This is a genomic window from Cupriavidus basilensis (assembly GCF_029335485.1).
Lineage (GTDB): Bacteria > Pseudomonadota > Gammaproteobacteria > Burkholderiales > Burkholderiaceae > Cupriavidus > Cupriavidus basilensis_E.
Window position 1 is genome coordinate 1 of record NZ_JARJLM010000371.1, and the last position, 13460, is coordinate 13460.

13 protein-coding genes and 3 pseudogenes are annotated in these 13460 nt (G+C 63.1%); 10 read left to right on the plus strand and 6 right to left on the minus strand.

What is annotated here, in order from left to right; all coding sequences use genetic code 11:
- Window positions 1–187: 187 nt before the first annotated feature.
- The 6 genes from P3W85_RS22095 (at window position 188) to P3W85_RS22120 (ending at window position 6678) form a co-directional block, all read left to right on the plus strand.
- A complete protein-coding gene (locus P3W85_RS22095; RefSeq protein WP_276266346.1) occupies window positions 188–1402 on the plus strand; it encodes a fumarylacetoacetate hydrolase family protein in 1215 nt (404 codons plus the stop codon).
- A 101-nt stretch (window positions 1403–1503) separates the two neighbouring features.
- On the plus strand, window positions 1504–2121 hold the full coding sequence (locus P3W85_RS22100; protein ID WP_276266347.1) for a TRAP transporter small permease: 618 nt from the start codon (window positions 1504–1506) through the stop codon (window positions 2119–2121).
- 30 nt (window positions 2122–2151) lie between these two features.
- Window positions 2152–3432 carry a TRAP transporter large permease subunit gene (locus P3W85_RS22105; RefSeq protein WP_276266348.1) on the plus strand — a complete coding sequence of 427 codons (1281 nt, stop codon included), beginning with the start codon at window positions 2152–2154 and terminating at the stop codon, window positions 3430–3432.
- Window positions 3433–3518: 86 nt separating this feature from the next.
- Window positions 3519–4928 (plus strand): FAD-binding oxidoreductase, encoded by a 1410-nt coding sequence (locus tag P3W85_RS22110; protein ID WP_276266349.1) that lies wholly within the window; start codon window positions 3519–3521, stop codon window positions 4926–4928.
- 115 nt (window positions 4929–5043) lie between these two features.
- Entirely contained in the window at window positions 5044–5799 is a 756-nt protein-coding gene (locus P3W85_RS22115) for an SDR family oxidoreductase (protein ID WP_276266350.1), read from the plus strand.
- 15 nt (window positions 5800–5814) lie between these two features.
- Window positions 5815–6678 (plus strand): fumarylacetoacetate hydrolase family protein, encoded by an 864-nt coding sequence (locus P3W85_RS22120; RefSeq protein WP_276266351.1) that lies wholly within the window; start codon window positions 5815–5817, stop codon window positions 6676–6678.
- A 401-nt stretch (window positions 6679–7079) separates the two neighbouring features.
- Here P3W85_RS22120 and P3W85_RS22125 read toward each other — a convergent pair whose 3' ends face one another.
- Window positions 7080–7580: a DinB family protein gene (locus tag P3W85_RS22125; RefSeq protein WP_276266352.1), complete on the minus strand. Its 501-nt coding sequence runs from the start codon at window positions 7578–7580 to the stop codon at window positions 7080–7082.
- A 377-nt stretch (window positions 7581–7957) separates the two neighbouring features.
- On the opposite strand from P3W85_RS22125, the pseudogene P3W85_RS22130 reads away from it, so the two are divergent.
- Window positions 7958–8152 (plus strand): annotated as a pseudogene (locus P3W85_RS22130) (MFS transporter); the annotation flags it as partial.
- Window positions 8153–8163: 11 nt separating this feature from the next.
- Here P3W85_RS22130 and P3W85_RS22135 read toward each other — a convergent pair.
- Complete coding sequence (locus P3W85_RS22135) at window positions 8164–8448, minus strand: transcriptional regulator (RefSeq protein ID WP_276266353.1); 285 nt, start codon at window positions 8446–8448, stop codon at window positions 8164–8166.
- Here P3W85_RS22135 and P3W85_RS22140 point away from each other — a divergent pair.
- The 3 genes and pseudogenes from P3W85_RS22140 (at window position 8428) to P3W85_RS22150 (ending at window position 9831) form a co-directional block, all read left to right on the plus strand.
- Window positions 8428–9219: a hypothetical protein gene (locus P3W85_RS22140; protein ID WP_276266354.1), complete on the plus strand. Its 792-nt coding sequence runs from the start codon at window positions 8428–8430 to the stop codon at window positions 9217–9219. The two genes, P3W85_RS22135 and P3W85_RS22140, sit on opposite strands and share 21 nt — an antisense overlap.
- Window positions 9220–9247: 28 nt before the next feature.
- Window positions 9248–9719, plus strand: a pseudogene (locus P3W85_RS22145) (LysR family transcriptional regulator); the annotation flags it as partial.
- Window positions 9706–9831 (plus strand): hypothetical protein, encoded by a 126-nt coding sequence (locus P3W85_RS22150; RefSeq protein WP_276266367.1) that lies wholly within the window; start codon window positions 9706–9708, stop codon window positions 9829–9831. The pseudogene P3W85_RS22145 and the gene P3W85_RS22150, both read left to right, overlap by 14 nt.
- Before the next feature lie 210 nt (window positions 9832–10041).
- Here P3W85_RS22150 and P3W85_RS22155 read toward each other — a convergent pair whose 3' ends face one another.
- From P3W85_RS22155 to P3W85_RS45345, 4 genes and pseudogenes are all read right to left on the minus strand, one after another.
- The gene (locus P3W85_RS22155; protein ID WP_276266355.1) at window positions 10042–10647 is read right to left on the minus strand and encodes a hypothetical protein; all 606 of its coding nucleotides are present in this window, start codon (window positions 10645–10647) and stop codon (window positions 10042–10044) included.
- Window positions 10648–11004: 357 nt separating this feature from the next.
- Window positions 11005–11123 (minus strand): annotated as a pseudogene (locus tag P3W85_RS22160) (IS481 family transposase); the annotation flags it as partial.
- 352 nt (window positions 11124–11475) lie between these two features.
- Window positions 11476–12996, minus strand: a complete 1521-nt coding sequence (locus P3W85_RS22165; protein ID WP_276266356.1) for a Fic family protein — start codon at window positions 12994–12996, stop codon at window positions 11476–11478.
- Window positions 12993–13445 (minus strand): H-NS family nucleoid-associated regulatory protein, encoded by a 453-nt coding sequence (locus tag P3W85_RS45345; RefSeq protein ID WP_346430278.1) that lies wholly within the window; start codon window positions 13443–13445, stop codon window positions 12993–12995. Before P3W85_RS45345 ends, P3W85_RS22165 begins: the two co-directional genes overlap by 4 nt.
- Window positions 13446–13460: the final 15 nt, after the last annotated feature.

The window sequence follows — 13460 nt, forward strand, 5'->3', positions numbered from 1 at the left end:
GAAGCGCTGTACCGGGAGAAGACCGGTCAGCTCGTCGACGGCGCCACGCTGGATTTCGCGTTGAACTACCGGCGCATCGCGGAGAAGACACCGCGCCACAACCATTGAGCCTCGTCTGCCTTGCAAGCGCTGCGCCGCAGGCGGGCGCGCGGCTTGGGCTGCGGCTTGAAACCTGAAAGGAAATCGTATGAGCGAAGTGACAGCGGCCATGCTGGCCGGTGCGGTGAAGCACGTCCAGGTGTTGCCGGACGACGGCCTTGCGGGCACCCTGGTGGGCCGTGTCTGGGTCGGCGGCGCCCTGCCTGGGCCGGCCGTCGCCGCCCTGCGGCCGGAGGGCGTGTTCGACCTGAGCGAACACTACCCGACCATGAGCACGCTGCTCGATACCGAGCATCCCGCCGAGGCGGCGCGCCGGACACCCGGCCGGCGCCTGTGCAGTGTCGAAGAGTTGCTGGCCAGCAGCCTGCCGGGCACCCGCAACGAGACGTTGCCCTGGCTTCTGGCCCCCTGTGACCTGCAGGTCGTGAAGGCTGCGGGCGTGACCTTCGCCGCCAGCCTGATAGAGCGCGTGATCGAGGAACAGGCGCGGGGCGACGCCAGCCGGGCCCAGGGCCTGCGCAACCAAGTGATCGAGCTGATCGGCGAAAGCCTGGCCGACATCCGTCCCGGCTCGTCGGAGGCGATGGCGCTCAAGGCACTGCTGCAGCAAAAAGGCCTGTGGTCGCAATACCTGGAGGTGGGCATCGGCCCAGACGCCGAGGTCTTCACCAAGGCCCCGGTGCTGGCCTCGGTGGGCTGCGGCGAGGACATCGGCATCCGCGCCGACTCGGACTGGAACAACCCGGAACCGGAAGTCGTGCTGGCGGTAAACAGCCGCGGCGACATCGTCGGCGCCACCCTGGGCAACGACGTCAACCTGCGCGACATCGAAGGCCGCAGCGCGCTGCTGCTGGGCAAGGCCAAGGACAACAACGCCTCTTGCGCGATCGGTCCCTTCATCCGGCTGTTCGACGCGGGCTTCGGTCTGGACGAGGTGCGCCGCGAGACCGTGCACCTGCGCGTCGCGGGTGCGGACGGCTTCGAGCTGCGCGGCATCAACACCATGAGCAGCATCAGCCGCGACCCGGCCGACCTGGTGGCGCAGACTCTGGCCGCCCACCAGTACCCCGACGGCTTCATGCTCTTCCTGGGTACGCTGTTTGCGCCCATTGAAGACCGCGACCAGCCCGGCGGCGGCTTCACCCACAAGCTCGGCGATGTGGTCACCATCCGCAGCGCCTGGCTGGGGGGGCTGCACAACCGGGTGACACACAGCGAGACCGCGGCCCCCTGGCGCTTTGGCTTGCGCGCCTTCATCGGCAACCTGGCCGAGCGCGGCCTGCTGCAGGGCCGCGCGCTCTGAATCAGCGTTGGCGGCCTGCCCGCCAGCCAGGTCGCCGGCGTCGGCCCCCTTCCCCGTTCCAAGACAAGCATTGATGGCGCAGACCATCAGGGAGACAACCTATGCTCAATACCCTCATCGACCGGTATTGCCGGTTCATTAACCTTCTCATCGCCCTGGCTCTGGCCGTCATGGTGGTGCTGGTTTTCGGCAACGTCGTGCTGCGTTATGCCTTCAATTCGGGCATCGCGATCAGCGAGGAGCTGTCGCGCTGGCTGTTCGTCTGGGTCACCTTCCTGGGCGCCGTGACCGCCATCAAGGAAAACGCCCACCTGGGCACGGACATGCTCGTGTCGCGCCTGCCGGTAATGGGCAAAAAGGTCTGCTTGGTACTGGGTCACCTGCTCATGCTCTACATCACCTGGCTGTTCTTCGACGGCAGCTGGCAACAGGCCAAGATCAATTGGGACGTACAAGCGCCGGTCACCGGGGCCTCGGTGGCCATCTTTTACAGCTCGGGGGTGGCTTTCTCGGTCTGCGCCGGCTTCCTGCTGGTGCTTCAATTGCTGCGCGCGCTGACCGGCCAGCTCAGCGATGAAGAGCTGGTGATGGTCAAGGAATCCGAGGAACAGGCCGAGCTCGAGGCCCTCCAGGCCGAGCTGGCGCGCGAGAGCGCTGCCGGCGGCTCGCAAAGCCACTCCCCCCTGGGCGACACGCCGCTGCCTCACTCGCGCAGATAAGAAACAAGAAAAAGAACCGGAGACCTCAACATGACCGTACTGATCTTTCTCGGCGGCCTCATCGGCGCCATGGCGCTCGGCATTCCGATCGCCTACGCGCTGCTGGCCAGCGGCGTGGCCTTGATGTGGCAGCTCGACCTGTTCGACGCCCAGATCCTGGCGCAGAACTTCATCAACGGCGCCGACAGCTTTCCGTTGCTGGCCGTGCCCTTCTTCATGCTGGCTGGCGAAATCATGAACGTCGGCGGACTGTCGCAACGCATCGTGAACTTCGCGCTGGCGCTCGTCGGCCATCGCAAGGGGGGCCTGGGTTATGTGGTGATCCTCGCCGCCTGCCTGCTGTCGGCCCTGTCAGGCTCGGCCGTGGCCGACGCCGCAGCGCTGACCGCGCTGCTGCTGCCGATGATGATCAAGGCAGGCCACAAGAAGGAAGTTTCGGGTGGCCTGATCGCGGCCTCCGGCGTGATCGGCCCGATCATCCCGCCCAGCATCGGCTTTGTGATCTTTGGCGTCACCGCCAACGTTTCCATCAGCAAGCTGTTCATCGCGGGCATCTTCCCCGGCATCCTGATCGGTGTCGGTCTGGCCACGGCCTGGTGGTGGCTCGGCCGCAAGGAGGACCTGGTCCTGCCCGAGAAGAAGACCAAGGCCGAAATCTGGCAGTCAGCACGCGAATCCATCTGGGCGCTGATGCTGCCGGTGTTCATCCTGGTAGGGCTGCGCATGGGCGTGTTCACCCCGACCGAGGCCGCGGTGGTGGCCGCCGTGTACTCGCTGTTCGTGGCCAGCTTGGTGTACCGTGAACTGCCGCTGAGCGCGCTGCTCCCGATCTTCACCACCGCCGCCAAGACCACCGCCGTGGTGATGTTCCTGGTGGCCGCCGCGATGGTGTCCTCGTGGCTCATCACCGTGGCCAATCTGCCGGCCCAGATGGTGGAACTGCTCAAGCCCTTCATGGAAAACCAGACCCTGCTGCTGATCGCGATCATGGTGCTGGTGATGCTCGTCGGCACCGCGATGGACATGACGCCGACCATTCTGATCATGACCCCGGTGCTGATGCCGGTGATCAAGGCAGCCGGCATCGACCCGATCTATTTTGGCGTGCTGTTCATCATCAACAACTCGATCGGCCTGATCACGCCACCGGTGGGCACAATCCTCAACGTGGTGGCCGGCGTGGGCCGCATGAAGATGGATGAAGTCACTAAGGGCGTGTTGCCCTTCATGCTGGCCGAGTTCGCCGTGATGTTCATCATGGTGGCGTTCCCGCAGACCGTGATGGCACCGCTACGCTGGTTCGCGGGGTGAGGCGCGCGGTCGATCAGGCCCGGGGCTGCGTTCGGTGAACGCGCCCCCCAGTTTGCAAATTGCTTGTATTCAACCCGATTCCTGCCATGAACCAGACCCTTCCACCCTCTTCCGTCATCGAAGCCCTGCTCGCCGAGCTGGGCCCGCTGGCCGTGCTCGCCGGCGACGACGTGCCGGTGCGCAACCATAATGACTACAGCGGCCTGCAGGCCAGCCCGCCCCTGGCCGTGGTTCGCCCTGCCAATACGGCCGGGGTAGCCGCCGCGATGCGCATCTGCCATGAGCACGGGGTGGCAGTGGTGCCCCAGGGCGGGCTGACCGGCCTGTGCGGCGGCGCACGCGCGCCGGCGGGGCAGGTCGCCCTGTCGCTGGAGCGCATGGTGGGCATCGAGGAAATCGATTCGGCCGCGGCTACCATGACCGTGCTGGCCGGCACGCCGCTGGAGACGATCCAGCTGGCGGCCACCGCCGCCGGCTTCTTCTGTCCGCTGGACCTTGGCGCACGCGGTTCGTGCGCGATCGGCGGTAACCTGTCGACCAATGCCGGCGGCAACCGCGTGATCCGCTACGGCATGGCGCGCGAGATGGTGCTGGGCATCGAGGTGGTGCTGCCGAATGGCATCGTGGTCACCAGCCTCAACAAGATGATCAAGAACAACGCGGGCTTCGACCTCAAGCACCTGTTCATCGGCAGCGAGGGCACGCTGGGCATCATCACCCGGGTGGTGCTCAGGATGTTCCCCAAGCCGGCCTCGGCCATGGTGGCGATCTGCGCCGCCAAGGACTACGGCAACGTGCTGACGCTGCTGAACTCGGCGCGCCAGAACCTGGGACCGCTGCTCTCGGCCTTCGAGGTCATGTGGCCCGACTACTGGCAATTCGCCACCACCCAGGCCCCGGGTGTGAGCAACCCCCTCAAGGGCGACAACACCGCCTACGGCGCCTACGTGCTGGTCGAGGCGCTGGGAACCGACCCGGTGCACGACGCACAGCGCTTCGAGTCCTGGCTGGGCGGTCTGCTGGAGTCAGGCGTGGTTCCCAATGCGGCACTCGCGCAGTCGCTGGCCGACGGCCGCGCGTTCTGGAGCATCCGCGATGCCAGCGGCGAACTGCACCCGCTGTGGCCTAGCCACCTGGCCTTTGACATCGGCCTGCCGGTAGCCTGCATGGACGACTATGCGCGCCGCTGCCGCGAGGTGCTCCAGGCCCGCATCCCCAGCGTCCAGGCCCTGTTCTACGGCCACATCGGCGACGGCAATCTGCACATCATCGTCTACCAGCCTGGCGCGGCGGAGCAGCCCAAGGCACTGGTCGACGGCATTGTCTACGGCCTGGTGCGCGAGTACGGCGGCACGGTCTCGGCCGAGCACGGTATCGGCACCCTCAAGCGCCAATGGCTTGGCCATGCGCGCTCGCCCGAGGAGATCGAGCTGATGCGAGTCATCAAGAAGGCGCTCGATCCGCAGGCGCTGCTGAACCCGGGCAAGGTGATCTGACCGGACCGCTCCCATCGACGCGACATTGTTCCCGGAAGCAAGCCGCTCGCTGCGCGTTGATCAGCACGTCGTTTCAGTGCCCAAAGCAACCCCTGAACTCACTCGAAGAATCGTCATGACACTCCGACTGGCTGGAAAAACCACCTTCATCACCGCGGCCGGACAAGGCATCGGCAGAGCGACCGCGATCGCTTTTGCCGCGCAAGGCGCGCGCGTGATCGCAACGGATATCAATCAGGAGGCGCTTGCTTCCTTGCGCCAGGAAATTGCTTGTAGCACCCACGTCCTGGATGTCACCGATGCCCAGGCCATTCGCGACGTGGCAGAGGCTGCGGGCCCGGTTGATGTGCTCTTCAATGCGGCAGGCTTCGTCCACGCAGGTAACCTGCTGGAGTGCACTGAAGACGAGTGGACGTTTGCATTCGACCTCAACGTGCGCGCCCAATTTCGCACCATCAGGGCCTTCCTGCCGGGCATGCTGGAGCGAGGCAACGGGTCCATCATCAATGTGGCATCCGTCGCGGGAAGCATCAAAGGCGCACCCAACCGATTCGTGTACGGCACCACCAAGGCCGCTGTTATCGGCCTGACCAAAGCCGTCGCTGCCGACTTTGTCGGCAAGGGGATCCGATGCAATGCCATTTGTCCCGGCACGGTGATGTCGCCATCGCTGCTGGAGCGCATCACGGCCCAGGCACAAGCCACCGGCCAGACGCTGGCCCAGGTCGAGGCGGGCTTCGTGGAGCGCCAGCCCATGGCCCGCCTGGGGCGAGCCGAAGAAGTTGCGGCCTTGGCTATCTACCTGGCCAGCGAAGAATCATCTTTCACAACAGGTACCGCCCAGATCATTGACGGCGGTTGGTCCAACTAAGCTCCCATTTCAACCATGAAACTGCTTCGCCACGGCCCCAAGGGCCAAGAAAAGCCCGCACTGCTGCACACGGACGGCACGGTTCGCGACCTCAGCCCGGCGCTGCCCGACATCGTCCCCGGCACCTTGTCCCAGCCCGGCATGGCGGCCCTGCGCAGCCTCGATGCCAGCACCTTGCCCATCGTCCCGCAGGGCCGTCTGGCCGTGCCATGGACCGGCATGCGCAAGTTCATTGCCATCGGTCTGAACTACGCGGACCACGCCGCCGAAGCGAACATGCCGATCCCCAAGGAGCCGATTGTCTTCACCAAGACGGTCGACTCGGCCGTGGGCTGCAATCACCCGGTCGTGTTACCGCAGGGCTCGGTCAAGAGCGACTGGGAGGTGGAACTCGGGGTGGTGATCGGCACCCGCGCCCGCTATGTCAGCGAGGCCGATGCCCTGAACCACGTGGCGGGCTACTGCACCATCAACGATGTGTCGGAACGCGAGTACCAGCTCGAGCGTGGCGGCACCTGGGACAAGGGCAAGGGATGCGACACTTTCGGCCCCATCGGCCCCTGGCTTGTGAGCGCCGACGAGGTCGGTGACCCGCAAGACCTCTCGATGTGGCTCGACGTGAACGGTGAGCGCCAGCAGACTGGCAACACCCGCACCATGATCTTCACGGTGGCCCAGCTGGTCAGTTACCTGAGCCATTTCATGACACTGGAGCCGGGCGACCTGATCACCACCGGCACGCCACCCGGCGTGGGCATGGGCAAGAAGCCGCAGCCCCAGTTCCTGAAGCCTGGCGACGTCATCACCCTGGGCATCGAGCGGCTTGGCGAGCAGAAACAGACCGTGTTTGCCTGGGATCCGGAATTGATCGACGGATAAAGGCGTACCGCTGCCGGAGCCGATCGACCCGCGCAATTCCGGTTCCGTGGTGCTGCGGCAGCGCAGCCATATCTCGAAGTCGTCGATCAATGGGCCGGTTCTTTTCGGCTTCGATGACGCATAGCTCGGCAATCCGGCGCAGCGCTTCCGTGTTCACGTCGTTCTTTCGAGTGCTCGCCGGATAAACGAGCGCACGAATACCTCGGGCGGGTATCGGTACTCGATCAGGCTTGAAAGAACATTCTCAATCTGGGTGTCGAGCCTCGCGAGACTCTCTTGGACGGCTTTGCGGAATGCAAGTTCGGATAACGTTGGCACGTGACTTCGACCCCTAACGTTTGACCTGAGTGGCAGACGCAAGTGGGCGAAGCCCCCTTGCGGCTCTCCGCTCGATGGAAGGGTTAGACCGCCCTGCGAGCCGGCTCACTCTGATGCAGGAACCTGGTGTAGAGATCGCGTGGCGGTACAACCGAGATAGACTTCAGGACTTGCCCGACATTGCCTCGGTGATACCCGCCATGCGTGACTATGTGAAGGAGGATTTCCTCTCGGGACATACGACCGCGATCACCATCGGTGAAAGTGAAATCCAGAACCCCCGATGCCTCTTCCGAGGTGAGCGACGAGGTATACCTCTGGTACCACGCATCTGTTGCCGCGACTTCTTCTCGAAGCTGGCCAAGTGATGGGGTGGTCTTAGTATTTGTGTCGTCAAACGGCCGCGGCTCTCCGCTGAGGTGAGCGCGAAAGAGACTGTCGACTACGTAGACGTGGTTGAGCGTACGAACGCAGGTGTGAAATTCTTCTGCATGCTCTGCCGGTAGTGTCGCCAGGAGAGCAAACAGCTCCGAATTGGCCCAGGCCTTGTAGCCAAACAATGAAATCAAGGTTGCGATTGACATTGCGAACTCCTGGTGCTTGCTTTGTGGCTAATCGGGATAGGAAAAAACCTTGCGGCCCCTTCCATCGGACGTACCGGTCACGTATCCGGCGGTTCGATGAATTGAATTCCTAACGTGGTGCAAGGCTTGGTAGCCCCAGTATTCCGAAGAAACTCAATGGTAGCGCGAAGGCTGATGCCGGTGTCTTTGACGTAGCGCTGCGCATCGGCAACGATCAGGGTCGAACAAATGATGCCACAGTCCGGTCGCGTAACTTCAACCCATCCGGAAATGCTCCGCCGACCGCCCCGCATTGACAGCCCGCTGCAGCGAGGCTGGCATCAGGCCGCGAGCCCTGCCATCGCCATTTTTTACACGGAAAGTACGATCACCCCAAGACGGCCGGGAACGCGGCCGACGTTGCGCAGTCGATGCTGGTCACGGCCTGGAACATGGCGATCGCGGGCGACAGCATCATTGGCGGCATGCTGCTGCATCGCCTCGGCGTTACTGCGCTCTCGCCGGCGCTGCTGGTGCTTGCTGGCGTGGTGTTGGCCGCCAGGCATCACGGTTTTCCCGCTGTATTTGAATGAAAGGCGACGGGCTAAGTCTGCTTGTCAGATTTCGTACTGCGCTGCGATCTAGCCGCCGGCGGCTGCCAGTTTTCCACCAATGCCAACAATCCCGGAAAACGGATTTCCAGATCCTCACGGCGCAGGCGGCTGCGCCGTTCCAGTCCATATTGTCGCTGGCGGATTACTCCGGCTTCGCGCAGGGCCTTGAAGTGATGGGTCAGCGACGACTTGGGCCGGTCGAAACCGAACCAGCCGCAGGGATGGTCGTAGGCGTCCGAGTCCCGCATCAGCTTATGCACGATGGTCAGACGCAAGGGATCGGCCAGAGCGCCCAGGATGGTTTCCAGCCGCAAGGTTTCGACGGCCGGCTCATCCAGCGGCGGCGGGAGGTCAGGCGTGGCATCGGCGGGCGTGTCATCGAGGCACTGGTACTGCTCAGCGCCTTGGCCGTGGCTATACGCTTGCCGGCCCGCCGTGACAAGGCGACCGACCCGTTCCGCTTACGCCTGCCGCACGTGCCGGTCGCGAACCGTCGGCAAGTCCTCTGCGGCATCGCCACCTTCTGCGCCGGTATCACCGCTACCTCGTTCGTGTTGGCATTGGGGCCGTCGCTGCTGGCGCGGCTGCTCGACGTGCGCAGCCCGCTACTGGCCGGTGGCATGGCCTGCGCGATGTTCTTCTCGGCGGTCGGCGTGCAGTTCGCGGTGCGACAGTGGCCAGTCGCGCGCATCTTCGCCGCCAGCGCCGCCGCCACGGTGCTGGCGATGGCGAGCCTGGCTCTGGCGATCCACGCCTCGCTGGTTCCCGCATTGGTCGCGTCCGCGCTGCTGGCCGGCGCGGGGCAAGGGCTGGGCCAGCTCGGCGGGTTGACCTTGATCGGCCTGCACGTGCCGGACAGACACCGCGCGCAGTCCAATGCCGTGCTCAACATCGGCGGCTATATCCCAGCGGGCCTGCTGCCGGTGGCGACTGGCTATCTGATAGACGCCGTTGGGCTGGCGTCCGGCGCGACACTATTCGCGTTGGTGCTGGCAATCGGCGCCTTGGTCGGAGGCACTTGGGCCGTGCATTGCGCCGAAACCTGATCCACCAACAAGGAGAAAGCGAAGACATATGGACATCCGCCATCTCCGCTGTTTCCTTGCTGTTGCCGAGGAACTTCATTTCGCCCGTGTGGCCGAACGGCTGCACATCGAGCAGCCACCGCTGTTGCGCGCCATCAAGGAACTGGAAGAATATCTTGGCGTGCAGCTTTTTGTGCGCACTACACACAGCACCAGACTGACCCGTGCAGGTAAGCTGTTCATGGAGTATGTGCCGCGTGTTTTCACAGCTTTGCAGCAGGCGCGAGACAGCGTGAAAGCCGCCGCCAAGGGTTTTCACGGTCAGTTGCGGGATGCACTTTCGGACGGCATTACGCCGTCGCGCTTCTCTATCTTCTTGGCGTTGTGCCGCCAAAAGGAACCAGAGATCGAGATACGTTTATCCGAGGTTCCTTTGGTGCAACAGATCAAGGGGCTGCATGGCGACCTCTGTGACGTAGGTTTTTCCCCAGTCGGATGAAGTCGGCGATGGCATTATCGCCTACGGCGGCCAAGGCCAGTCCGGCGCTGCCCGTTTCCATCACCGCGCTGCACGACAAGATCAGCCGGACCGAGCCGGGACTGGTTCGTGCCTTGATGCAAGGCAGCGCGTAGGCCAATAGCGGATGCCGCGCCGGCACTGCCACCATCAGCGGATCATCCCAAACAGGCGGCGGCTGGGGCGCGAACTGCACGGCTCGGCGACCTGCCGACGCTCAACGATAGTGAGCGAAGTCGAAGCCTCCCGGCGAGAAACCCTCATCTTATATACGCCGCATAAAGCATATAAGAGCGCCTACGTAAAGTCATTTCTGGGACGCAACACTAGTGTCGCCCGCGTTTGAATTCGGCGGGCACCGAAGGCGATTCGCTGGAATGATGAGCCAGGACACGGAATCGTCGCACAAGGGTAATGAAAAGCTTAGACATGTACCAGTAAAGCATTGCAGTCAAAGCAATATAGAAGAACATGTGAACAAAGTATCCCATCGGCTCGTCCGCGACGCGGTAACTTTCCTTGATGCGATGAGATACGTGATCGACCTCACCGAGCACTAACCCTCGAATAAACAGGTAGGCTCCAAACGTACACAAGAGGAAGAGAACGAGAATTCGCAGAGCGTCGGGAACCACCTCAAGCCAAGTCTTTCGACTCGCTCCAACTTTCCATGTAATTTGAACGATGGCAAATATGCCGCCCAACGCCGCGGCTCCGGTAGCCAAGACCGCCAGAATGAGAACGAAGGCACCCAAAAATCTGGCCGGGGCGTAAGGGAGGCTGTAGAGAAGCGGGAAAAACAGAACGATGCTGCAATATGTGAAAACAGCAAGGCCCGCAACAACGGAAAGTACGCGGACGGCAACCCGAGCAAGGAAACGGGAGGGAGGTTCGTTATCGCGCTGTACCACTGAGAAAATGCGATCCAGCATAGTGTGCGTCCTAAAACCTAAACCAAGCGGGGGCGACCGCAATGCGCTCTAGTCTAACTCAGTCAATCTGCAGTCGTCCGGCACTCCCACCGCACTCTGGCAACGCGCCATCAAGCCGCCGGCGCAGCGGCGTCGGGCGGTGCCATCGAAGCGCAAGAAGCTGCGAAGGTCGGCCCGATAGGTGCGTCACGCAGTTCCATTGCTGAGATTGGCCAGCCGCTCGATCTCGCGCGGCACCGTGGCGCGTCGGCTGACTGCGGAGGCGGTAAGCTTCCTGGTCGTCCCATGGTCGCTCCTTACAAGGGAAGTGACCATCGGACGTCGCACCATTAATAAAGTTTCTTGCGGGACAGAACACTAGATGTGAAGCGTCAAGACGTTATTTCTCGACGCTGGAAGTCGGGACATGGGCGCGAGGCCGCCAATGCCGCTATGTGGCCGAGCCAGTTGTAGTGACGCTGCCGATTGGTTAGGGCTTGGGCACGCTCAGGGCATGTTCGGTGATGTCTTGAACCATCTCCAGTCGACAGGCAAGGGTGAGTCGGGCATTCTTATGGATGTTCATCCGGCTGAGATCCTGGCGGTCTGGGTGTTTGGCGACTTCCAGTTTTCCTGACTCAGTTCGGATGAACCATGGATACAACGTATTGAAGCTTCACACCTAGAGGAACATTGCGCCGCAATGACCCGCATCCCCCGTCACGAGTTGCATCGGGGCGGAATCGCTAAGCCGGCATCGGCCAACGAACATAGCCGACCGTGCAAGCCTGCCGGAAGCCAGCACGGTTTGACGAAATCGACCTCCCCATTTTTTGCGCGCTCTCTCGCTCAGCGGCCGAGATCCTTGTCGGCGCTGTCCATGTCGAGCACAGTACCGTGCCCGTCCTTGAACTTCATGTCGAGGCGGTCGCCCATGGCCGGCACCCTGTCGAGCAAGCGGGTGTCATGGATGACAACCTGCCTACGACCGATATGCTGGGCGACGTGCAGCGTGGACACGGCCACGATGGGGCCAATGTATTGCCGGTCTTGCCCACCGGACTTCTCGGACACGGTATAGCCACCCGCTTCGACTGCAGCGCGTACATTCCGCTCGGACTGCTTGGTCTCGCGCTCCTCGTCGGCAACGACTGAACCCACTTCCGCATCTGGACCAATCGGGCTCGTCTCCATCCCTACGCCATGCGCCCACCCCGGCACGCTGATGTAATAGCGCACCGCTTTGCCCACGCCGTGGCTCCACAATTGCCCGCCCATGACCATCTCGGTGAGATCGCGTGTAGCCGTGGCCTTTGAGATTCCGGTCATCTTCATATACTTCTCAGCGTTCAGTCCGCCCGAGAAACCGCCGTCTCCGTCATCGAGGAGTCGCTGCAACACTTTGCGCTGCCGCTCATGAAGACCGCTGCCCTCCTGCTTCTCCCAAAAGCGCCTTTTCTCGATCGCCTGGTCGATGACCTGGCTCGCGGCATGACAAGCGGCCGTGATTTGGCGCGCAAACCACCGCACCCACGCCGTAACGTCGGTTTCACCGCGCTGGGCGTGGTTTAGGGCGTCGTAGTATGCCGCGCGTGAGGTCAGGAACTGCCGCGACAGACTGTACAGGCGCACCGGCTGTCTCAGATGCTGAGCCATGGCCATGTCGACAATAGCCCGACCAATGCGGCCGTTGCCGTCCTCAAACGGGTGGATGCTCTCGAACCACAGGTGTGCGATGGCGGCGCGAGCGAAGCCGTCGATGGGCTTGCCACGTGCCGGCAACGCCGTGGCCTGCGCCGGCGAGGTATCGGCGAACCAGGTGAGGAAGCGTTTCATCTGAGCCGGCACGTCCTTCGAGGGCGGCGCCTCGTAATGCACCACCTCGCAGCCCGGTTGACCGCTCACGATCTGCATGGGATCGGCATGGCCACGATAGCGACCGACGGCGATTCGATGAATGCCTGAAGTGCCACCAGGGAATAGCGCAGATTGCCAACGGCACAGACGATCTTCGTCCAGGGGCGTATCAATCGCTGTCGTTGCGTCACTGATGACTTCCACCAGCCCATCGACATTGCGGTTGATGGGTCCGGACGTCGCCAATCCAAGCCGCCTCATGACGGACGAGCGAACGGCATCGAGCGAGAGCCGCTCACCCTCAATGGCAGCCGTGGCCAGCACCTCATCGGACAGCGCATCAAGGGCTACCTGGCTGGTACTGCCAAGGCCGATGGCCATGGCCTTGCCCTCCAAGACACCGTGTATCCGGTAGGCTTCCGCCAAGTCAGGCGCGGCCAACTCGGCGTCATGGACGAGAGACTCTGCGGGCCAATCTGCGCGACGCCAAATCCAAGGGGAGCTCGTAGTCATGAGCCGTATTTTGCCATATACGCCTCAATTTGTGAGCTGCTTTTGAGGATTTGCGGCTCACATGATGCACTCGGCATGAGAGCCTGAGCCTCCTCGAGGGATGGCCGGGATTCGTCAAAAATCCGCCGCACCTCCGGCTGACCGTTTGACTTCAAATCGGCACCTCCCCTCGCGGCGCGCTCCATTACCCCGGCGATGGGCACCCGGAAATGTTCCACGGTCTGCCCGGCATGGACCGCCCGCTGCAGCCAGTCCGGCATGGGGCCGCGACCGTCCCAGCCCTGCCCCTGCGCGTTGCGATAGCACACCGCGCCAGGCGATGGCGCCGACGGCGGCTCATTAAAGCAGCCGGCGGCCTGGAGGTCGGCCAGAGTCAGGCGGCCAGCCACTTCCAGGCCATGGGCCTGGAAGTGGCTGCCGTGATTGGCGCGCTGCAGTGGGCCAATCACGGGCTGATGTTCGCC

Coding starts and splice junctions, on each gene's coding strand:
- P3W85_RS22095 (WP_276266346.1), top strand. CDS start 188: ATGAGCGAAGTGACAGCGGCCATGCTGGCCGGTGCGGTGAAGCACGTC.
- P3W85_RS22100 (WP_276266347.1), top strand. CDS start 1,504: ATGCTCAATACCCTCATCGACCGGTATTGCCGGTTCATTAACCTTCTC.
- P3W85_RS22105 (WP_276266348.1), top strand. CDS start 2,152: ATGACCGTACTGATCTTTCTCGGCGGCCTCATCGGCGCCATGGCGCTC.
- P3W85_RS22110 (WP_276266349.1), top strand. CDS start 3,519: ATGAACCAGACCCTTCCACCCTCTTCCGTCATCGAAGCCCTGCTCGCC.
- P3W85_RS22115 (WP_276266350.1), top strand. CDS start 5,044: ATGACACTCCGACTGGCTGGAAAAACCACCTTCATCACCGCGGCCGGA.
- P3W85_RS22120 (WP_276266351.1), top strand. CDS start 5,815: ATGAAACTGCTTCGCCACGGCCCCAAGGGCCAAGAAAAGCCCGCACTG.
- P3W85_RS22125 (WP_276266352.1), bottom strand. CDS start 7,580: ATGTCAATCGCAACCTTGATTTCATTGTTTGGCTACAAGGCCTGGGCC.
- P3W85_RS22140 (WP_276266354.1), top strand. CDS start 8,428: ATGCACGATGGTCAGACGCAAGGGATCGGCCAGAGCGCCCAGGATGGT.
- P3W85_RS22150 (WP_276266367.1), top strand. CDS start 9,706: ATGGCATTATCGCCTACGGCGGCCAAGGCCAGTCCGGCGCTGCCCGTT.
- P3W85_RS22155 (WP_276266355.1), bottom strand. CDS start 10,647: ATGCTGGATCGCATTTTCTCAGTGGTACAGCGCGATAACGAACCTCCC.
- P3W85_RS22165 (WP_276266356.1), bottom strand. CDS start 12,996: ATGACTACGAGCTCCCCTTGGATTTGGCGTCGCGCAGATTGGCCCGCA.